General features: G+C 59.8%; 19 protein-coding genes. 14 read left to right on the plus strand and 5 right to left on the minus strand.

Translation table 11 applies throughout. The features are described 5' to 3' along the window. Positions 1–85: 85 nt before the first annotated feature. The 5 genes from ribF (at position 86) to ispH (ending at position 5,911) form a co-directional block, all read left to right on the plus strand. The gene (gene ribF, locus JFU11_RS22290) at positions 86–1,036 is read left to right on the plus strand and encodes a bifunctional riboflavin kinase/FAD synthetase (protein ID WP_201062109.1); all 951 of its coding nucleotides are present in this window, start codon (positions 86–88) and stop codon (positions 1,034–1,036) included. Next, the gene (gene ileS / locus JFU11_RS22295) at positions 1,037–3,868 is read left to right on the plus strand and encodes an isoleucine--tRNA ligase (RefSeq protein WP_123721395.1); all 2,832 of its coding nucleotides are present in this window, start codon (positions 1,037–1,039) and stop codon (positions 3,866–3,868) included. It begins immediately after the preceding gene. After that, positions 3,861–4,373: a signal peptidase II gene (lspA, locus tag JFU11_RS22300; protein WP_038981489.1), complete on the plus strand. Its 513-nt coding sequence runs from the start codon at positions 3,861–3,863 to the stop codon at positions 4,371–4,373. The genes ileS and lspA overlap by 8 nt, the downstream gene beginning before the upstream one ends. Before the next feature lie 7 nt (positions 4,374–4,380). Further along, the gene (gene fkpB / locus JFU11_RS22305; protein ID WP_187326444.1) at positions 4,381–4,818 is read left to right on the plus strand and encodes an FKBP-type peptidyl-prolyl cis-trans isomerase; all 438 of its coding nucleotides are present in this window, start codon (positions 4,381–4,383) and stop codon (positions 4,816–4,818) included. Between the two features lie 145 nt (positions 4,819–4,963). After that, positions 4,964–5,911 (plus strand): 4-hydroxy-3-methylbut-2-enyl diphosphate reductase, encoded by a 948-nt coding sequence (gene ispH / locus JFU11_RS22310; protein WP_033054296.1) that lies wholly within the window; start codon positions 4,964–4,966, stop codon positions 5,909–5,911. On the opposite strand, the gene JFU11_RS22315 is transcribed toward ispH, so the two are convergent. Continuing rightward, positions 5,908–6,435: a GspH/FimT family protein gene (locus JFU11_RS22315; RefSeq protein ID WP_201062136.1), complete on the minus strand. Its 528-nt coding sequence runs from the start codon at positions 6,433–6,435 to the stop codon at positions 5,908–5,910. The genes ispH and JFU11_RS22315 overlap by 4 nt on opposite strands. Before the next feature lie 131 nt (positions 6,436–6,566). Here JFU11_RS22315 and JFU11_RS22320 point away from each other — a divergent pair, with 131 nt between their 5' ends. The 7 genes from JFU11_RS22320 to thiO are packed head-to-tail and all read left to right on the plus strand — an operon-like array spanning position 6,567 to position 13,363. Next, a complete protein-coding gene (locus JFU11_RS22320; protein WP_008008702.1) occupies positions 6,567–7,040 on the plus strand; it encodes a GspH/FimT family pseudopilin in 474 nt (157 codons plus the stop codon). Then, positions 7,037–7,486 (plus strand): type IV pilus modification protein PilV, encoded by a 450-nt coding sequence (pilV, locus tag JFU11_RS22325; RefSeq protein WP_123721398.1) that lies wholly within the window; start codon positions 7,037–7,039, stop codon positions 7,484–7,486. The genes JFU11_RS22320 and pilV overlap by 4 nt, the downstream gene beginning before the upstream one ends. Continuing rightward, on the plus strand, positions 7,483–8,196 hold the full coding sequence (locus JFU11_RS22330; RefSeq protein WP_123721399.1) for a prepilin-type N-terminal cleavage/methylation domain-containing protein: 714 nt from the start codon (positions 7,483–7,485) through the stop codon (positions 8,194–8,196). Before pilV ends, JFU11_RS22330 begins: the two co-directional genes overlap by 4 nt. A gap of 11 nt (positions 8,197–8,207) precedes the next feature. Continuing rightward, on the plus strand, positions 8,208–8,687 hold the full coding sequence (locus tag JFU11_RS22335; RefSeq protein ID WP_123721400.1) for a PilX N-terminal domain-containing pilus assembly protein: 480 nt from the start codon (positions 8,208–8,210) through the stop codon (positions 8,685–8,687). After that, a complete protein-coding gene (locus JFU11_RS22340) occupies positions 8,674–11,790 on the plus strand; it encodes a PilC/PilY family type IV pilus protein (RefSeq protein ID WP_201062111.1) in 3,117 nt (1,038 codons plus the stop codon). The genes JFU11_RS22335 and JFU11_RS22340 overlap by 14 nt, the downstream gene beginning before the upstream one ends. A gap of 14 nt (positions 11,791–11,804) precedes the next feature. Continuing rightward, entirely contained in the window at positions 11,805–12,206 is a 402-nt protein-coding gene (locus tag JFU11_RS22345) for a type IV pilin protein (protein ID WP_048396484.1), read from the plus strand. A 56-nt stretch (positions 12,207–12,262) separates the two neighbouring features. Further along, positions 12,263–13,363 (plus strand): glycine oxidase ThiO, encoded by a 1,101-nt coding sequence (thiO, locus tag JFU11_RS22350; protein ID WP_201062112.1) that lies wholly within the window; start codon positions 12,263–12,265, stop codon positions 13,361–13,363. Positions 13,364–13,404: 41 nt separating this feature from the next. Here the strand turns inward: thiO and JFU11_RS22355 are convergent, their stop codons facing one another. From JFU11_RS22355 to JFU11_RS22370, 4 genes are all read right to left on the minus strand, one after another. Next, positions 13,405–14,745 carry a sigma-54 dependent transcriptional regulator gene (locus JFU11_RS22355; RefSeq protein ID WP_201062113.1) on the minus strand — a complete coding sequence of 447 codons (1,341 nt, stop codon included), beginning with the start codon at positions 14,743–14,745 and terminating at the stop codon, positions 13,405–13,407. A gap of 2 nt (positions 14,746–14,747) precedes the next feature. Continuing rightward, complete coding sequence (locus tag JFU11_RS22360) at positions 14,748–16,337, minus strand: ATP-binding protein (protein WP_123721404.1); 1,590 nt, start codon at positions 16,335–16,337, stop codon at positions 14,748–14,750. Further along, positions 16,327–16,560, minus strand: a complete 234-nt coding sequence (locus JFU11_RS22365) for a PP0621 family protein (RefSeq protein WP_201062114.1) — start codon at positions 16,558–16,560, stop codon at positions 16,327–16,329. Before JFU11_RS22365 ends, JFU11_RS22360 begins: the two co-directional genes overlap by 11 nt. Before the next feature lie 137 nt (positions 16,561–16,697). Next, a complete protein-coding gene (locus JFU11_RS22370) occupies positions 16,698–17,720 on the minus strand; it encodes an outer membrane protein assembly factor BamD (RefSeq protein WP_123721406.1) in 1,023 nt (340 codons plus the stop codon). 151 nt (positions 17,721–17,871) lie between these two features. On the opposite strand from JFU11_RS22370, the gene rluD reads away from it, so the two are divergent. Beyond that, complete coding sequence (gene rluD / locus JFU11_RS22375) at positions 17,872–18,834, plus strand: 23S rRNA pseudouridine(1911/1915/1917) synthase RluD (RefSeq protein ID WP_007901932.1); 963 nt, start codon at positions 17,872–17,874, stop codon at positions 18,832–18,834. Further along, complete coding sequence (gene pgeF / locus JFU11_RS22380; RefSeq protein ID WP_201062115.1) at positions 18,831–19,556, plus strand: peptidoglycan editing factor PgeF; 726 nt, start codon at positions 18,831–18,833, stop codon at positions 19,554–19,556. Before rluD ends, pgeF begins: the two co-directional genes overlap by 4 nt. Positions 19,557–19,661 lie beyond the last annotated feature (105 nt).

Raw genomic sequence — 19,661 nt, forward strand, 5'->3', positions numbered from 1 at the left:
CTCGATCACTTTGGGTTACGGTGTTGCCTGTCGTCGGCCGCCGGGTGTGGTTATAATCGACCACTTTATGAGCAAGAAGCGCGTTATGCAGCTGGTTCGAGGCCTCCACAACCTGCGCCCCCAGCATCGGGGCTGTGTCGCCACTATTGGCAACTTTGACGGTGTTCACCGTGGTCACCAGGCTATCCTGGCCCGGCTGCGTGAGCGTGCGCTCGAGTTGGGCGTGCCCAGCTGCGTGGTGATTTTTGAGCCGCAGCCGCGAGAATTCTTCGCCCCGGACACCGCCCCGGCCCGTCTGGCCCGCCTGCGGGACAAACTGCAGCTGCTGGCCATGGAAGGTGTCGACCGGGTGCTGTGCCTGGCTTTCAATCAGCGCCTGAGCAAACTCAGCGCCAGCGAATTCGTCGATACTATTCTGGTGGACGGCCTCGGCGTACAGCATCTGGAAGTCGGCGACGATTTCCGTTTCGGCTGCGACCGGCTAGGGGATTTCGATTTCCTGCAGCAGGCTGGCGTCCTTCAGGGGTTTACCGTCGAAGCGGCGCAGACCGTCGAGCTGGACGGCATTCGTGTCAGCAGCACTCAGGTGCGTAACGCCCTGGCCGCTGCAGATTTTGCCTTGGCCGAGCGGCTACTCGGTCGTCCGTACCGGATTGCCGGGCGAGTCCTGCACGGCCAGAAGCTGGCGCGCCAGCTCGGTACGCCGACCGCCAACATACAACTCAAGCGTCGTCGTGTGCCGCTGTCCGGGGTTTATCTGGTCAACGTCGACATCGACGGCAAGACCTGGCCAGGCGTCGCCAATATCGGCGTGCGGCCAACGGTCCAAGGTGATGGCAAAGCCCACCTGGAAGTACATCTTTTAGATTTTGCCGGCGATCTGTATGACCGGCGTTTGACGGTGGTTTTCCACCACAAGCTGCGTGAAGAGCAGCGTTTCGCCTCTCTGGAGGCGCTTAAGACGGCGATCAATGCGGATGTCGCCGCCGCCCGTGCCCTGTCGCACCTAGCGCCAATCGCTAATGAAGAGCCTTAAATGACCGACTATAAAGCCACGCTAAACCTTCCGGACACCGCCTTCCCAATGAAGGCCGGCCTGCCTCAGCGCGAACCGCAGATTCTGCAGCGCTGGGACAGCATTGGCCTGTACGGTAAGTTGCGCGAGATTGGCAAGGATCGTCCGAAGTTCGTACTTCACGACGGTCCTCCGTACGCCAACGGCACGATTCACATCGGTCATGCGCTGAACAAGATTCTCAAGGACATGATTATCCGCTCGAAAACCCTGTCGGGTTTCGACGCGCCTTATGTTCCGGGCTGGGACTGCCACGGTCTGCCGATCGAGCACAAAGTCGAAGTGACCCACGGCAAGAACCTGGGCGCGGACAAGACCCGCGAACTGTGCCGTGCCTACGCCACCGAGCAAATCGAAGGTCAGAAGTCCGAATTCATTCGTCTGGGCGTGTTGGGCGACTTCGCCAACCCGTACAAGACCATGGACTTCAAAAACGAGGCCGGTGAAATCCGCGCCCTGGCGGAAATCGTCAAGGGTGGCTTCGTGTTCAAGGGCCTGAAGCCTGTGAACTGGTGCTTTGACTGCGGTTCGGCCCTGGCTGAAGCGGAAGTCGAGTACGAGAACAAAAAATCCGCGACCATCGACGTGGCCTTCCCGATCTCTGATGAAGCCAAACTGGCTGCCGCGTTCGGTCTGCCGTCTCTGGGCAAACCCGCCTCGATCGTGATCTGGACCACCACCCCGTGGACCATCCCGGCCAACCAGGCGTTGAACGTTCACCCGGAATTCAACTACGCCCTGGTCGACGTCGGCGACAAACTGCTGGTGCTGGCTGAAGAGCTGGTCGAGTCGTGCCTTGCCCGCTACAGCCTGGAAGGTTCGGTCATTGCGACCACCACCGGTAAAGAACTGGAACTGATTAACTTCCGTCACCCGTTCTACGATCGTCTGTCGCCGGTTTACCTGGCCGAATACGTCGAACTGGGCGCGGGCACCGGCGTGGTTCACTCCTCGCCAGCCTACGGTGTAGACGACTTCGTGACCTGCAAAGCCTATGGCATGGTCAACGACGACATCCTCAATCCGGTGCAAAGCAACGGCGTGTACGCGACGTCGCTGGAATTCTTCGGCGGCCAGTTTATCTGGAAGGCCAACCCGGCCATCGTCGACAAACTGTCGGAAGTCGGCGCGCTGCTGCACACCGAAACCATTGAACACAGCTACATGCATTGCTGGCGTCACAAGACTCCGCTGATCTACCGCGCCACCGCGCAGTGGTTCATCGGCATGGACAAAGAGCCTGCGACTGGCGAAACCCTGCGCAAGCGGGCGATCAAAGCCATTGAAGAGACCAAGTTCGTTCCGGCCTGGGGCCAGGCGCGGCTGCACTCGATGATCGCCAACCGTCCTGACTGGTGCATCTCCCGTCAGCGCAACTGGGGCGTGCCGATCCCGTTCTTCCTGAACAAGGAAAGCGGCGAGCTGCACCCACGCACCGTCGAGCTGATGGAAATCGTCGCCCAGCGCGTCGAAGTCGAAGGCATCGAAGCCTGGTTCAAGATGGACGCCGCCGAGTTGCTCGGTGAAGAAGCGCCGCTGTACGACAAGATCAGCGATACCCTGGACGTCTGGTTCGACTCGGGCACCACGCACTGGCACGTCCTGCGCGGCTCGCACTCGATGGGCCACGAGACCGGTCCACGCGCCGACCTGTACCTGGAAGGTTCGGACCAACACCGCGGCTGGTTCCACTCGTCGTTGCTGACCGGTTGCGCCATCGACGACCACGCCCCGTACCGCGAGCTGCTGACCCACGGTTTCACCGTTGACGAGTCCGGTCGCAAAATGTCCAAGTCTTTGGGCAACGTCATCGCGCCGCAGAAGGTCAACGACACCCTGGGTGCCGATATCATGCGTCTGTGGGTCGCTTCTACCGACTATTCGGGTGAAATGGCGGTTTCCGAGCAGATCCTGCAACGCAGTGCGGACGCCTACCGGCGCATCCGTAACACCGCGCGCTTCCTGCTTTCCAACCTGACCGGTTTCAACCCGGCCACCGACATCCTGCCGGCCGAAGAAATGCTGGCGCTGGACCGTTGGGCGGTGGATCGCACCCTGCTGCTGCAACGCGAGCTGCAAGAGCACTACGGCGAATACCGCTTCTGGAACGTCTACTCCAAGATCCACAACTTCTGCGTGCAGGAGCTGGGCGGTTTCTACCTCGATATCATCAAGGACCGTCAGTACACCACTGGCGCCAACAGCAAGGCCCGTCGTTCGGCGCAAACCGCGCTGTACCACATCAGCGAAGCGCTGGTGCGCTGGATCGCGCCGATCCTGGCGTTCACCGCCGACGAGCTGTGGCAGTACCTGCCGGGCGAGCGTAACGAGTCTGTGATGCTCAACACCTGGTACGAAGGCCTGACCGAATTGCCGGAAGGCTTCGAACTGGACCGCGCCTACTGGGAGCGGATCATGGCGGTGAAGGTGGCGGTCAACAAGGAAATGGAAATCCAGCGCGCGGCGAAGGCCGTCGGTGGCAACCTGCAAGCCGAAGTGACGCTGTTCGCCGAAGACGCGCTGAGCGCCGATCTGGCCAAACTGAGCAACGAACTGCGCTTCGTGTTGATTACCTCGACTGCTACCGTTGCGCCGTTCGTTCAGGCGCCGGGCGATGCCGTGGTCACCGAAGTCGGCGGTTTGAAACTGCAAGTGGTCAAGTCGAGCCATGCCAAGTGCGCCCGTTGCTGGCACTGCCGTGAAGACGTCGGCGTGAACCCGGAGCATCCGGAAATCTGCGGTCGTTGCGTAGACAACATCAGCGGCGCTGGCGAGGTTCGTCACTATGCCTAACGCCGTTGGCCGTTTCGGACGGCTGAGCTGGCTCTGGTTGAGTTTGCTGGTCCTGGTCATCGACCAGGCCAGCAAGTTCTACTTCGAAGGCTCGCTGAGCATGTACCAGCAAATCGTGGTAATCCCCGATTACTTCAGCTGGACCCTGGCCTACAACACCGGCGCGGCGTTCAGTTTCCTGGCTGACAGCTCGGGCTGGCAGCGCTGGCTGTTCGCCCTGATCGCGGTGGTGGTCAGTGCGGTGCTGGTGATCTGGCTCAAGCGCCTGGGGCGCAACGAAACCTGGCTGGCAGTCGCCTTGGCGCTGGTGCTGGGTGGCGCGTTGGGTAACCTGTACGACCGCATTGCCCTGGGCCATGTGATCGATTTCATTCTGGTGCATTGGCAGAACCGCTGGTACTTCCCGGCGTTCAACTTTGCCGACAGCGCAATTTCTGTCGGTGCCGTGATGCTTGCACTGGATATGTTCAAAAGTAAAAAGACCGGAGAAACCGTTCATGACTGAACAGGTATTGGCTGAGCAACGCATCGGCCAGAACACGGAAGTCACCTTGCACTTTGCATTGCGTCTGGAGAACGGCGACACCGTCGACAGTACCTTCGACAAAGCCCCGGCGACCTTCAAGGTTGGCGACGGCAACCTGTTGCCAGGTTTCGAAGCAGCGCTGTTCGGCTTTAAGGCCGGCGACAAACGCACCCTGACCATCGAGCCGGAAAACGCTTTTGGTCAACCGAACCCGCAAAATGTGCAGATCATCCCGCGCTCGCAGTTCAAGGATATGGAACTGTCGCCTGGCTTGCTGGTGATCTTCAACGATGCGGCCAATACTGAGCTGCCCGGTGTGGTGAAAGAATTCGATGACGCTCAGGTGACCATCGACTTCAACCACCCGCTGGCCGGTAAAACCTTGACCTTTGACGTCGAGATCTTCAACGTCAAAGCGCTGTAACTTGTGGGAGCGAGCCTGCTCGCGATGGCGTCATCACATTCAACATCAATGTTGACTGACGCACCGCTTTCGCGAGCAGGCTCGCTCCCACAGTAGTTTTTTCACTGTTTTCGCTATTTCTTGCGCGCAAGACACGAGGCACAGCATGCAAATCAAACTCGCCAACCCCCGTGGCTTCTGCGCCGGTGTGGACCGGGCGATCGAAATCGTCAACCGCGCCCTGGAAGTCTTCGGGCCGCCGATCTACGTGCGCCACGAAGTGGTCCACAACAAATTCGTCGTCGAAGACCTGCGCGCCCGTGGGGCGATCTTCGTCGAAGAGCTGGATCAGGTGCCGGATGACGTGATCGTGATCTTCAGCGCCCATGGCGTTTCCCAGGCCGTGCGCACCGAAGCCGCTGGCCGTGGCCTGAAGGTGTTCGACGCTACCTGCCCGCTGGTGACCAAGGTACACATCGAAGTCGCGCGCTACAGCCGCGACGGCCGTGAATGCATCCTCATCGGCCACGCCGGTCACCCGGAAGTCGAAGGCACCATGGGCCAGTACGATGGCAGCAATGGTGGCGCGATCTATCTGGTCGAGGACGAGAAAGACGTCGCCGCGTTGCAAGTAAACAACCCTGAAAAACTGGCCTTCGTCACCCAGACCACCCTATCCATGGACGATACCAGTCGCGTGATCGACGCCCTGCGTACTCGGTTCCCGGCCATCGGAGGTCCGCGCAAGGACGATATCTGCTACGCCACGCAAAACCGTCAGGACGCCGTCAAGCAGTTGGCAGACGAATGCGACGTGGTGCTGGTGGTCGGCAGCCCGAACAGTTCCAACTCCAATCGCCTGCGTGAACTGGCTGAACGCATGGCCACCCCGGCCTATCTGATCGACGGCGCCGAAGACCTGCAAAAGAGCTGGTTCGACGGTGTCGAGCGTATTGGCATCACGGCCGGTGCCTCCGCTCCGGAAGTACTGGTGCGTGGTGTGATCCAGCAATTGCAGGCCTGGGGCGCCACCGGGGCCGATGAACTGGCCGGCCGCGAGGAGAACATCACGTTCTCCATGCCTAAAGAATTGCGCGTGCGTTCGTTGCTTTAACGTTTTCCCCCCGGACACAACGCCTGCTCAGCCTTATGGCTGCGCAGGCTGACGCGGCCGGTCCGGGCCAGCACCACCTGGAGCTGACTCACCGGTTCGTGGCTTGCGCATAGATGCAATGTCCCCGCTTGAAAGGCTCGTCCGGGCATCAGCGGTTCGCCCAGACTGCTGAAACGCACGAAACGCCTGACCGCCCAATTGCCGACAATCGGCACCCGGGTGCTACTCGCGTGCTCAACCAGTAGTGGATTGCTGCTGTCCTCCGGGCCTTTGCCACTGACATCCAGAATGATCCGCCAGCCCTGACCCCAGTCGCCGTTGATGCCGTGTATCACAACACTCTGATTGCGTGTGATAGCAGCTGTTCTGGCATTACGCATACCACTGACAATCGACTGCGCCGCCTGCTCCCGATGGTTCGATTCTGTCAGTGCGGCGAACGCCGGGCTGACCAGTTGCAGAACAATCCCGAAAATTGTCAGTCCCATGAGCAGTTCGATCAGGCTGAAACCTTGCTGATGCATGTCATTTCCTTCCCTGGAGTGCTGCGGCCCGCACGATCCCTGCGCGAGTAATGGCAAAACAACCGTACATCTGCCGGTCGAATGTTCTAGCGTGTAGAAGCAGGTATAGCCGACGGCAACGGAGGGCACCGATGGATCATCGTACAAAAGGTTTCACGCTGATCGAGCTGCTGATCACGCTCGCCGTGTTTCTGATCCTGATCAGCCTGGCTGTTCCGGCGTTTACCCGCTCGGTGCAAAGCACCAAGGCCGACACCGAGATCGGCGACCTGCAACGCGCGCTCAATTACGCCCGGCTTGAGGCGATCGACCGGGGCATTACCACCCGGGTTCGTCCGACAGCAGGCGGGAGTGTCTGGACCGGCGATCTGACCGTTTATGACGGTACCGGCAATCCGGCCAATGTATTGCGGGTTGTTCCAGCGATGAGCAGTGGTGCAACTCTGACGCTAACCTCAGGAGTGACCGCTATTGATTTCAACAATCTGGGCGGTTTGTCGGCACCGTCCACGGCAGTCGTGATCAGCTATGTACTGGGGGCGCAGAGCCGGACGTTGAATGTGTGTTTGAACGGACGAATTCTATTGGGTGGAAGTTGCGGATGAGGGGTTGGAGCAAGCGTGCACAGGAGGGCATGACGCTGATCGAGGTACTGGTCGCGTTGTTGGTTCTGGCCGTGGGGTTGTTGGGCGCGGCGGCGATTCAGCTCAATGCGCTGAAATACACCGATAGCTCGCGGATGACCAGTCAGGCGAGTTTTATCGCCTACGACATGATGGACCGCATTCGCGCCAACTCCGGCGCCGATTACACCGTTACGCCACCGACCTCGGGCAACCTGAGCGTGGCCCGGGATCAGGATCTTTACGATTTCACCACCAACATCGTCAATTTCGGCGGCGCCACAGCGACCGGTAGCATCACCCGCAACCAGCGGGTGTACACCATTACCATTACCTGGGACGACTCGCGGGCCGCCAATACCGCCGACTCGCGCCGCAGCTTCGTCGTTGTCAGCCGCGCCACCGTTGATCCGGCGACGACACCATGATCAGAGCCAGCAAAGGTTTCGGCCTGATCGAGTTACTGATCGCCCTGGCGTTGAGTCTGGTCGTGGTTCTTGGCGTGGCGCAGATCTTCATCGCAGCTAAAAATACCTACGTCAGTCAGAACACTGCCGCCGGCATGCAGGAAGATGCACGGTTCGTCCTGAGCAAAATGATTCAGGAAATCCGCATGGTTGGCATGTTCGGTTGCCTGGGCACGATTATCGACTCCAGCTCGGCAGGGAATTTCAATGCCAGTCAAATCACGCCGATCAGTTGGGACAATGCCAACCTCAAATTAACGCTCGTCACCGCGGATGTCGGTGGCAGTGGCGGGGTGCCGACCTGGACGGTCATTTCCGATTGCCGCAATATCGCGACGGCCTACACCGGTGCACGCATCCCGGCATCGGGGCAGTTGGCATTTCCGATCCGGCGATTGGTCTACAGCTTCAGCAACAACCAGCTGCTGATGGGCTCTGGTGCCGGCACGCCGACGCAGCAGGTGCTGGTGAACAACGTCAGTGCCTTCAATGTGAGCTTCGGCCTCGCCAGTTCGGCCACGGATACGGCCGCCTCCACCTATAGCAGCAACCCATCCGATCCTGCACGAATCCGCAGTGTGCGACTGACGCTGACGCTAACCGACCCGAACGGCCGGGTACACGAACAAACCTTCAACGTGGTTGCCGCCTTGCGCAACCGGTTGCCATGAGGGGAGGGCCGATGAGTATTGCTCCCATGACCCCTCACGCCCAGCGCGGCATGGCGCTGTTGGTCAGCCTGGTGTTTCTCCTGGTGCTGACGTTGATCGGGCTTTCGTCGATGCAGAGCGCTACGTTGCAGGAAAAAATGGCCGGCAGCGTGATCCTGCGTAATCAGTCGTTCCAGGGCGCAGAAGCGGCATTGCGTGTCGGCGAAAGCGCGGTGCAACTGGACACCTATTCATTGCCGGTTTGCAGCGGTACCAGCCAATGCGCCCCGCCAGTCGAGGTGTCGGTCATTACCACCGCCGGGTTCAACTCCACCTCGGGGGTGACCTGGATCGCCTCCGGCAGCGGCTTTTACGGGGTGCAGAACATCGGCACCACCCTGACGGCCGTGAACGTGCCGAGCAACACGTCGGCAACGCTGTACCGGGTGACCGCCGTGGGCATCGCGGGCAATTCGCGCAGTGTGGTGGAGAGTATCTATGCGAAGTACTAAGACCCGTACAGGCTGGCGCCGTTGGTTGTTGCAGTTGTTCTGCGGCGCGGCGTTGAGTCTTTATCTGGCAGCGCCGACTTACGCCTTCACGCCCTCGGATTCGCCGCTGTTGAACGCCGCCGCCGTGGCGCCCAATGTAATGCTGTTACTCGACGACTCGAAGAGTATGAACAGCATTATCTGGGCGGCAGGCTTCGACCCGACGGTCGCGCGCACCCCGGTGACTATTTGCCTCTCCAATGGTTCGTGCAAGAAAGGCCGCGAGCTTGACATGACCGATACCAATATTGCTTTGTCGAGTTTGACTCGAGGAACATGTTCGAAGGATTGGTACGGTTTTTATAACAACAGCTCTACCGGTCTGGAGTCGCTTTGCCTCAAGCTTCCCGATCCGGTGGGGAGCGAGGACACGCTATATACGGCGAATTACCTGTCCTATCTGATAAGCCTGGCGAACAATGCCGACCGGGATTTCACCGATGGCTCGATCCCCAATGATTACCGGATGAATGTGGCGCGCAACGTTTCCAAGACGTTGGTGGCCAGCAACCGCTCGCTGCGCATCGGCCTCGCGACGTTCAACCTGGCGGTCGGCAACCATAAGAATGACGGCGGTTACATCGTCCGTTCGGTCAGTGATTTGTCGGCAGTCAGCGGCACCGTGACTCAGGCTCAGGCCGATACCAACTACAACGCATTGATCGCCGGAATCGACGAACTGAGCGCGGAGGCCAATACGCCCCTGGCGGAAGCCTATTACGAGATCACCCGCTATTTCCGTGGCATGGCGCCGTACAACAACTCGACGCCCACCACCTACACCAGTCCGATTCAGTATCGCTGCCAGAGAAATTACGGCGTGGTAATCACCGGCGGTCTGCCGACCTACGACCGAACCTTTCCGACCGACGATCCGGGTGGCAGCGCGTTACCGAACTGGGACGGTATCAGCAATAACGATGGCGCCAACCTCTTCGGCGATGATCAGGGCGACACCCTGTTCCTGGATGACATCGCCAAGTTCGCCTTCGACATCGACATGCGCTCCACGGGAACCGATGCTACGGGCAAAAGCTGGGATGCCCTGGATTTTTCCCGGCAGAACATGAATACCTATACCGTGGGTTTCACCGCGGCAAACCAGATGCTGGCGGACGCCGCGACCTACGGACAGGGAAGGTACTACCAGGCGACTGATGGCACGGGACTGAACAGCGCACTTTCTTCGGCTTTGAGCGACATCACCTCCAAGGCCGGATCAGGTGGCAGCGGCGTTGCCAGCGGTACGACCCTGACCAGCAACTCAGCCTACTTCCAGACCACCTACGACCCCAAGGACTGGCGGGGCACTATCAAGTCCTTTAGCTTCACATCGGCGGGCGCGGTGAACACGGCGGCGGTGCTGTGGACGACCGATACCACCATCGTGCCCGGTGCTACCGCGCCGACCTACCAGTCCTGGAATACCCTGACCAAAGCTGCTGTCACTCTGGCCTACAGCAACTTCTCCCCGGTCCAGCAGGATTCTCTCAACCAGGGGCTGCCCGTCGGCATCACCGGTAGTGATCTGGTGGAGTGGAGCAAGGGCACCAATAAAACCGGCTTGAAAACGCGCAGTGTATTGCTCGGCGATATCATCAATTCGCCTCTCGTGCTGGCCGCGCCCACGGACAAAACCGCGTCCGATCTGGTGGGTGACACCACCTACAGCACCTACCTCGCCACCAAAGCCGCCAACATGAACTCCAGCCTGGTGGTGAACGCCAACGACGGTTTTGTAAACGTCATCAACTCGACCAACGGTGTCAGACGCTACGGCTATATGCCCTCCAGTGTGCTGCCATCATTGCGCTACATCGCTGACCTCACTTACATCAACGGTGTAAGCCACAAGTTTTTGGTCGACGGTCAGGTCGGTGTGTTCGATGCTCAACTCGATAGCGCCTGGAAAACCCTGGCGATTGGTGGAACAGGGGCGGGCGGCAAAACCTTCTATGCGCTGCAGCTGTTCGACGCATCGGCCGGTAACGTGACCAGGGCGTTGTGGGAAATCAGTGCACCAGCCACGGCTGATGCGGCGAACGTTTTCAATGATCTGGGTTATGCCTATGCACGCCCCGAAGTGGCACGCTTGGCCGATGGTCGCTGGGCGGCGTTCATTTCCAACGGTTATGGCAGTCACTCCGGAGTGGCAGCGCTGTATGTGGTGGATATCCGCGACGGCTCACTGATCAAGAAGATCGTGGTCGACAGTACAGACACCACCAACGGCTTGTCGTCGGTGAAGCTCAGGGTCAACTCGCAGAACGTGGTGCAGGCCGCCTATGGGGGCGACTTGAAGGGACGGTTGTGGAAGTTCGATTTGAGTGGCACCACCACAGACACCTGGGGCGTGGCGTTTTCCGGCAAGCCGTTGTTCACCACGGCGGGAGGGGCGACCCAACCGATCACCGTACAACCATTGCTCGCCGATCACGCATCGGGCGGTAAGCAAGTGTTGTTCGGTACCGGCAAATTAAATGAGGCCGCCGACAAGACCAACAAGGATCTCCAGGCGTTCTACGCGGTATGGGATGCGGAGGGTGGCGCGGGGCAAATCACCACTTCCAGCTTGCAGGCGCAGGCGGTGACCGGCGTTTTTTCGGGCAGCTCCGGGCAATTCATCACCACCAGCCAGAACGAAGTGACCTACCCGGCAAAGAAAGGCTGGTACTTGCCGTTGGTGTACAACAACGTGCTGACGGGAGAGCGAGTGATCAATCAGGCCACTCTGGTATCGGGGCGAATCGTGTTTACCACGGCCAGTATGGATACCACGGACCCCTGTGCCGGCTTCGGCAGCGGCAAACTGATCGAACTCGATGCGTTCAGCGGTAAGATGCTCAATTACGCGGTGCTCGACACCAATGCCGACGGGACGGTCGACAGCACTGACACAATTTCCAGTGGGGTGATCTTCACTGGCGGCATCCCGACCCTGAACGCGGTCGTCAACGACGCCTCCCGCAAGATTGTGAACGACTCCGGTGGCGGCATCAGCACACTGGTGGAAAAATCCGGTGGCGGCAGCGGCCGTCGCATCATGTGGCGACAAATACAGTAAGTGAGAGTTGAGGCATGCGCAGATCCAACCGAGGTTTTACCCTGATCGAAATCATGATCGTGATTGCGATCATCGGGATCGTCATCACTATTGGCTATCCAAGCCTCACCGAGTATGTAAAAAAGGGCCGCCGTACTGAAGTGGCCGGGCTGCTTTCCGAACAGGCACAGATCCTCGAGCGCTTCTATTCGAAGAATAATGTCTACACCAATGCCATCGGTCTGAGCGCCGGCAATGATTTCTATACCATCACCCCGACCCTGACCGATCAGACCTTCCTGCTGACGGCAACACGCAAGGCCGGATCGAGCATGGCGAGCGACAAGTGTGGTGACTTCACGCTCACCAACACGGGCGTCAGAAGCATGGTCAATGCGACGGCCGGCCAGACCACCAAGAGTTGCTGGGGTCGCTGAGTTTATTTTTCGGGCGCCCTTTACGCCCTCTGTCTATTGAACGGTTGGATCAGAACATGAGCAGGCAACAGCAAGTGGTGATTGTCGGCGGCGGGGTGATTGGCCTGCTGACGGCGTTCAATCTCGCGTCCGAAGTACAGAGCGTCGTGCTGCTGGACCGCTCGAATGTCGGTCAGGAGTCGTCCTGGGCCGGTGGCGGGATCGTCTCGCCCCTCTATCCGTGGCGTTACAGCCCGGCGGTCACTGCGTTGGCTCATTGGTCCCAGGATTTTTATCCACAGCTGGCAGAACGTTTGTTCGCCGCCACGGGTGTCGATCCTGAAGTGCACACCACCGGGTTGTACTGGCTGGACCTGAATGACGAAGCCGAAGCGCTCGCCTGGGCCAAACGGGAAAATCGTCCGCTGCGGGCTGTGGATATCTCTGCGGCACACGATGCGGTGCCGGTATTGGGCGCCGGTTTTTCGCGGGCGATCTACATGGCCGATGTGGCCAATGTACGTAATCCACGGCTGGTGAAGTCCCTCAAGGCAGCGTTGCTGGCGCTGCCGAATGTGACGATTCATGAGCAGTGCGAGGTCAGCGGGTTTATCCGTGAAGGCGCTGCGGTGGTCGGGGTTCAGACTTCGATGGGGGCCATTGCGGGTGATCAGGTGATTTTGACGGCCGGGGCCTGGAGCGGTGACTTGCTGAAAAGCCTGGGCCTGGAGTTGCCGGTCGAGCCGGTCAAAGGCCAGATGATTCTTTACAAGTGCGCGGCGGACTTCCTTCCGAGCATGGTCCTGGCCAAGGGGCGTTATGCCATTCCTCGGCGTGACGGGCACATTCTGATCGGCAGTACGCTGGAGCATGAAGGCTTCGACAAGACGCCGACCGACACTGCGCTGGAAAGCCTGAAGGCCTCGGCGGTGGAGTTGATTCCGGCGCTGGCGGATGCCGAGGTGGTGGGGCATTGGGCCGGGTTGCGACCGGGGTCGCCGGAAGGGATTCCCTATATTGGCCGGGTGCCGGGTTTTGACGGGCTCTGGCTCAACTGCGGGCACTACCGTAATGGACTGGTGCTGGCGCCGGCGTCGTGTCAGTTGTTTGCGGATGTGATGCTGGGTAGGGCGCCGATCATTGATCCTGCGCCGTATGCGCCGGCCGGGCGGATCTGACCGAACGATCTTTGTTGTTTGTCAGATCGCCTTCGATGCCCTCAATCCAACCCCAATTTCTTGAGCCTGTAACGCATCGACCGAAACGACAGATTCAACCGCTGAGCCGCCGCCGTGCGGTTCCAGCGGGTTTCTTCCAGGGCCTGGAGGATGAGTTTGCGTTCGACGTTTTCCAGATAGGCTTCCAGGTTGTCGATTTGCGTCAGGTCCGGCACGTCGCCGTCCGAGTTGCAGTTACCTTCGGCCAAGCGCAGGTCGCTGGCTTCGATCTGTTTGTTCTCGCACAAGGTGTGGGCTCGTTCGAGCATGTTCTCCAATTCCCGCACGTTCCCTGGAAACCGATAACTTTTCAGTGCATCGAGGGCTTGCGGGTGGAGTTTTGCGGCGGGTTGGCCAGTGCCGGTCGCTAGTCGCTTGAGCATATTGTTGGCTAGAAGCTCAATGTCGTCGCGGCGTTCGCGCAAGGGCGGCACCCGCAACTCGATCACGTTCAGACGATAGTACAAGTCCTGGCGAAAGCGTTCGGCGGCGACTTCGGTATCGAGGTCTTTGTGGGTGGCGCAGAGTATGCGCACATCGACCACGGTTTCCTGCTGCCCACCGATGCTGCGCACGGCTTTCTCTTGAATGGCCCGCAATAGTTTGACCTGCATCGCCAGCGGCAGGTCTGCCACCTCATCGAGGAACAAAGTGCCGCCCTGTGCGGCCTGGAACAGCCCGGGTTTGTCTTCGATGGCGCCGCTGAAACTGCCTTTGCGATGGCCGAAAAATTCGCTTTCCATCAATTCCGACGGGATAGCCCCGCAGTTCACCGGTACGAATGGTCGGCTGGCGCGTGGGCCTTGATCGTGGATCAGTCGGGCGACCAGTTCCTTGCCACTGCCGGACTCGCCGCTGATGTACACCGGGGCCTGGCTGCGTGCCAGTTTGTCGATTTGTTTGCGCAGACTGCGCATCGGTAGTGAGTCGCCCAACAGGCGACGGTCGATGGCGCTGCTGGCACCGCCTGGTGCAGGCAAACTCAAGGCACTGGTGACCAGTTCGCGCAGGCGGGTGAGGTCGACCGGTTTGGTCAGAAAGTCGAAGGCTCCAGCCTTGAGGGCGTTGATTGCCGTCTCCAGGCTGCCATAGGCCGTGATCATCGCTACCGGCACTTGCGCATAGCGCTGCTGGATGTGCTGCACCAGCGCCAGACCGGTGCCGTCGGGCAGGCGCATGTCGGTCAGGCACAGGTCGAATGTCTCCCGTGCCAGCAGTGCTTGCGCTTCTGCGAGATTGCGGGCGCTGAAGGTGTCGAGTTTCATCCGTCCCAGGGTGATTTCCAGGAGTTCGCGAATATCCGGCTCGTCGTCGACGATCAGGATTTTTTGCCGTGGGCTCATGTTCAACTTTGTTTCCGTCCGTGAGCAAAAGTGATGCGAAAGCAGCCGCCGCCTTGGCGTGGTTTGAAGTCTAGGCGGGCCTGATTGCTTTCGCACAGCTCACGGGACAGATAAAGCCCCAGGCCAGTACCCTGGCTGCTGGTGGTGAAGAACGGTTCGAACAAGTGCGAGCGCTGCTCCGGCGCCACGCCGGGGCCATCGTCCAGGACTTCAAGGGTCGGCAACTGGCTCTCCGGGTCGAGATACAACTCAAGCCAGGCTTGAGCCTGAGCGTGTTTCAGCGCGCTATGGCGCCAGGCGTTGCGCAGCAGATTGTCGAGAATCTGGGTCAGCTGATTCGGGTCCATCAGGGTTTTGAAGTTTCCCGAGCCGATGCGCAGGTGAATTTGCTGACGTTCGGTCGCCCCTTCGCGGGTTTCAGCGACAAAATGCTCCAGCCACGGCCGTAGATCCAGCCGTTGCGGCACGGTTTGCTGGCGACGAGACAGTTGCAGGACGTTTTCGATTACCCGATTCATTCGCTGAGAGTGGTCTTGAATAATCTGTGTCAGACGCCGATCCGCGCCGTTCAGTTCCTCGGATTCCTGCAGTAACTGGGCGGCATGACTAATGGCACCCAGTGGATTGCGGATCTCATGGGCAATACCGGCGGTCAGGCGACCGAGGGCGGCGAGTTTCAGTTGCTGGGCCTGTTGGGCGATTTGGGCGAGGTCTTCGAGAAAAACCAGCGTCTGGTGGTGCGGGCTATGGTTCAGGGCAATGAAACTCGGTTGCAGCTCAAGGCCATTGCTGGCGATTTTCAGGCTTTGTGGGCGCAAAGTCGGATTGTTGAACCACAGTTGGAGCCGCTCGACCAACGGCATCGAATAGTCGTCGATCAACTGGCCATCGAGTTTTTCCTGCCCCAGCAAGGTCAAGGCGCTGTGATTGGCCAGTTGCACATGCCGTTGGTCGTCCAGCACCAGAATGCCCGTGCGCATGCGTTGCAGGATCAGTGCGTTGAGGGCTTCGAGGCTGAGCACTTCGCTGGCCCGCTGCTCGGCCAGGGTTTCGCTGACTTCCAGTCTTCGGATCAAGCCTTGCACCAACAATGCTGCGGCAAAACACAGGGCGCCGAGAGTGCCGACTTGCAGGTAATCGTTGGGAGTGGTGGGGTGGCTGAAGCTCAGAAGGAAGCTCAGACCCACGATGCCGAGGGCGCCAACTGCCGCAATCAGCAGGCCGATGCGCCCGCGCAGCAGGGTGTTGCTGATGACTACCGACACGATCAACAGGTTGCCGATGGCGCTGGGCATGCCGCCAGCGGCATAGAACAGGCCGCATAGCAGCAGGACATCGACCAGCGCCAGGCTGAACAACTGCGCCGGGCGCCGGGTGTTCCCCTGAAAGACCACCAGCAGGATATTCAGCACCAGGTACAACCAGCTGCCGTTACGCAGCAAGTCATCATTGGCGAACGTCAGCAACTGGTTGTCCATGTTGCTGGAGATCAACAGCACCAAGGTGATGCCGATGCTTAAACGGTAGAGGTGATAGAGGCGCAGCAGTCGCTGGGCCTGTTTGTTGCCGGGACTGGACGTCTCAGCGATCACTGGAACCCGGGCCTTGCTCAAGGTGAGCCTGGCTGCAATACCACTGTTGTTGAAGGCTCAGCGCGCGGTCGCGGGGCAGGTGTACACCGCAATGAGCACAGCGGACCATGGGTGGAGCATCTTGCTCGCGCGGCGTGTTGGTGCCCGAAGCCGGGCCCTTGAACTTGCGCCAGAACCATACCGCAGCGGCAATCAGGGCGATCCAGAACAATAAACGAAGCATGGTGAGCTGCTTTTTGAGTAGTGAATTGGCAGTTTAGCCAAGGACGGGTCAGGCGCACAGCGCAATACGCTCACCCCTGAAATCCGGTAATAAAAAAGGCGCCTCGAAAGGCGCCTTTTCGGCACAACACCCCAGCGTCAGTCGAACACGCCGAAGGTCATGTAGCTGAACCACGAGCGGTCGGTGTTGTTGGCTTCGGACTCGTGCTGCTCTTCTTCGATCACATCGCCGTTTTCATCTTTAGGCTTGAGCTCGTTCGGAATCGAGTCCTTGGCATCCTGGAACTGCCTCTGTACGTCCTGGTTGGCGCGGGTTTCACCCGGCGGCAGCGGCGGACGGGATTCGATCAGGCCCAGGGTGGCCTTGCTCAGCCACGAACGGTTGTCGGCTTCGTCCTTCGAAGGCACGAACTGACCGTCCACCAGGCTTGGGTGGTTCGGGTAGTTGAGCTTCAGGGTTTCGAGGGTGGTCGCGGCCAGTTCGTCCAGGTGCAGACGCTGGTAGGCTTCAGTCATCACCGCCAGGCCGTCACCGACCGAAGGGGTTTCCTGGAAGTTTTCCACCACGTAACGACCACGGTTCGCGGCGGCGACATAGGCCTGACGAGTCAGGTAATAGTCGGCAACGTGAATCTCGTAGGAAGCCAGCAGGTTGCGCAGATAGATCATGCGCTGCTTGGCGTCCGGCGAGTAGCGGCTGTTCGGGAAGCGGCTGGTCAACTGGGCGAACTCGTTGTAGGAGTCGCGAGCGGCGCCCGGGTCACGCTTGGTCATGTCCAGCGGCAGGAAGCGCGCCAGCAGGCCGACGTCCTGGTCGAAAGAGGTCAGGCCCTTGAGGTAGTAGGCGTAATCCACGTTCGGGTGCTGCGGGTGCAGACGAATGAAACGCTCGGCGGCGGACTTCGCAGCCTCAGGCTCGGCATTCTTGTAGTTGGCGTAGATGAGCTCGAGTTGAGCCTGATCGGCGTAGCGACCGAACGGATAACGCGACTCCAGCGCCTTCAGCTTGGCTGTGGCGGCGGTGTAGCTATTGTTGTCCAGATCGTGCTGAGCCTGCTGGTACAGCTCGACTTCGCTCAGGTTTTCGTCTACGACTTCCTTCGATGAGCAAGCAGCGGTCAATGCGAGGATGGCGATCAGCAGCAGGTGTTTCACTTGCATGGCGGCTTGCGTCCCTATGACGGCCGCTGTCTTGGGCGGGGCCGTCCTGTTATGATGAGTGCCCCGTTGAAAAGCCTCGGGGCAAAAGACGCCGTATTTAACCACAAGCGCGCAGCCGAAACCAAAGGCTGTGCCGACGCCTAGTCTGAGCATGTCCGATAAAATTGAACTTCGCGCAGAGGTGCCGTCCGAATTGGGCGGCCAACGCCTCGATCAAGTCGCCGCACAATTATTCGCTGAGCACTCGCGCTCGCGCCTTTCCGCCTGGATCAAAGACGGCCGCCTGACTGTGGATGGGGCGGTTATCCGCCCGCGAGACATCGTTCACGGTGGCGCCATTCTTGAGCTGACTGCCGAGCAGGAAGCTCAGGGCGAATGGATCGCTCAAGACATCGAGCTGGACATCGTCTATGAAGACGACGACATCCTGGTCATCAACAAGCCTGCGGGCCTGGTGGTGCATCCGGCTGCCGGTCACGCTGACGGCACCTTGCTCAACGCCTTGCTGCACCACGTGCCGGACATTATCAATGTGCCCCGCGCCGGTATCGTGCATCGCCTGGACAAGGACACCACCGGTCTGATGGTGGTGGCCAAGACCATTCAAGCGCAGACACAGCTTGTCACGCAATTGCAGAGCCGCAGCGTAAGCCGGATCTACGAGTGCATCGTGATCGGTGTGGTGACAGCCGGCGGCAAAATCAACGCGCCGATCGGTCGTCATGGCCAGCAACGCCAGCGCATGGCTGTGATGGAAGGTGGCAAGCAAGCCGTCAGCCATTACCGCGTGCTCGAGCGTTTCCGCTCCCACACTCACGTGCGGGTGAAGCTGGAAACCGGTCGTACGCACCAGATTCGCGTGCACATGGCGCACATCAACTACCCGTTGGTCGGAGATCCTGCCTACGGCGGTCGTTTCCGTATTCCGCCGGCCGCCAGTGTGACCATGGTCGAATCCTTGAAGAATTTCCCGCGTCAGGCGCTGCATGCGCGGTTCCTGGAGCTGGACCATCCGACCACCGGTAAACGCATGAGCTGGGAATCGCCACTGCCGGACGACTTCGTCTGGTTGCTGTCGCTGCTCAAGCAGGACCGCGAGGCGTTCATCGGATGAGTGACTGGCTGACTCCCGACTGGCCTGCGCCTGCCGGGGTGAAAGCCTGCGTCACCACCCGTGCGGGCGGCGTCAGTCTGGCGCCGTTCGACAGCCTCAATTTGGGCGATCATGTCGACGACAGCCCGGAAGCTGTCGCCGAAAATCGCCGTCGCCTCACCGATCATTTCTCTATTCATCCGGCGTGGTTAAAGCAGGTTCACGGCATTTTCGTGGCTCAAGCGGATCCAAGCTTGGTAGCCACTGCCGACGCCAGCTGGACGGCAACACCCGGTATCGCTTGCACCGCGATGACCGCCGACTGCCTTCCGGTGCTGTTTTGCGACCGCGCCGGCACCCGCGTCGCTGCGGCCCATGCCGGGTGGCGCGGATTGGCCGCCGGTGTGCTTGAAGCAACCCTCGACAGTCTGGCCGTGCCGCCTGAAGACGTGCTGGTCTGGCTCGGCCCGGCCATTGGCCCACAAGCCTTTGAAGTCGGCCCGGAAGTGCGCGAAACCTTCGTCCAGCAATTGCCTGAAGCCGCCAAAGCCTTCGTGCCGAGCCAGAATGCCGGCAAGTTCATGGCCGACATCTATGAGCTGGCGCGTTTACGTCTGGCCGCTCGCGGCGTTACCGCTGTTTATGGTGGCGGTTTCTGCACCGTGACCGACCCTCGCTTCTTTTCTTACCGCCTTAGCCCACGCACCGGTCGGTTTGCGTCCCTGATCTGGCTCGAACGCTAGACTTGTCTGATCTGCATCAACGTCACGGCGCTTGAATCTCCCAGAATCGACCACATCTAGTGAGGTATCTGGCAGGTTTCTTCATTCAGGATGTTTATAGGTCCG

It is taken from the genome of Pseudomonas sp. TH37, assembly GCF_016650735.1.
Taxonomy (GTDB): domain Bacteria; phylum Pseudomonadota; class Gammaproteobacteria; order Pseudomonadales; family Pseudomonadaceae; genus Aquipseudomonas; species Aquipseudomonas farris.

Coding starts and splice junctions, on each gene's coding strand:
- thiO (WP_201062112.1), top strand. CDS start 12,263: ATGAGCAGGCAACAGCAAGTGGTGATTGTCGGCGGCGGGGTGATTGGC.
- ileS (WP_123721395.1), top strand. CDS start 1,037: ATGACCGACTATAAAGCCACGCTAAACCTTCCGGACACCGCCTTCCCA.
- JFU11_RS22335 (WP_123721400.1), top strand. CDS start 8,208: ATGAGTATTGCTCCCATGACCCCTCACGCCCAGCGCGGCATGGCGCTG.
- JFU11_RS22365 (WP_201062114.1), bottom strand. CDS start 16,560: ATGCTTCGTTTATTGTTCTGGATCGCCCTGATTGCCGCTGCGGTATGG.
- pilV (WP_123721398.1), top strand. CDS start 7,037: ATGAGGGGTTGGAGCAAGCGTGCACAGGAGGGCATGACGCTGATCGAG.
- ribF (WP_201062109.1), top strand. CDS start 86: ATGCAGCTGGTTCGAGGCCTCCACAACCTGCGCCCCCAGCATCGGGGC.
- ispH (WP_033054296.1), top strand. CDS start 4,964: ATGCAAATCAAACTCGCCAACCCCCGTGGCTTCTGCGCCGGTGTGGAC.
- JFU11_RS22345 (WP_048396484.1), top strand. CDS start 11,805: ATGCGCAGATCCAACCGAGGTTTTACCCTGATCGAAATCATGATCGTG.
- JFU11_RS22355 (WP_201062113.1), bottom strand. CDS start 14,745: ATGAGCCCACGGCAAAAAATCCTGATCGTCGACGACGAGCCGGATATT.
- JFU11_RS22330 (WP_123721399.1), top strand. CDS start 7,483: ATGATCAGAGCCAGCAAAGGTTTCGGCCTGATCGAGTTACTGATCGCC.
- JFU11_RS22320 (WP_008008702.1), top strand. CDS start 6,567: ATGGATCATCGTACAAAAGGTTTCACGCTGATCGAGCTGCTGATCACG.
- JFU11_RS22370 (WP_123721406.1), bottom strand. CDS start 17,720: ATGCAAGTGAAACACCTGCTGCTGATCGCCATCCTCGCATTGACCGCT.
- rluD (WP_007901932.1), top strand. CDS start 17,872: ATGTCCGATAAAATTGAACTTCGCGCAGAGGTGCCGTCCGAATTGGGC.
- lspA (WP_038981489.1), top strand. CDS start 3,861: ATGCCTAACGCCGTTGGCCGTTTCGGACGGCTGAGCTGGCTCTGGTTG.
- pgeF (WP_201062115.1), top strand. CDS start 18,831: ATGAGTGACTGGCTGACTCCCGACTGGCCTGCGCCTGCCGGGGTGAAA.
- JFU11_RS22340 (WP_201062111.1), top strand. CDS start 8,674: ATGCGAAGTACTAAGACCCGTACAGGCTGGCGCCGTTGGTTGTTGCAG.
- JFU11_RS22315 (WP_201062136.1), bottom strand. CDS start 6,435: ATGCATCAGCAAGGTTTCAGCCTGATCGAACTGCTCATGGGACTGACA.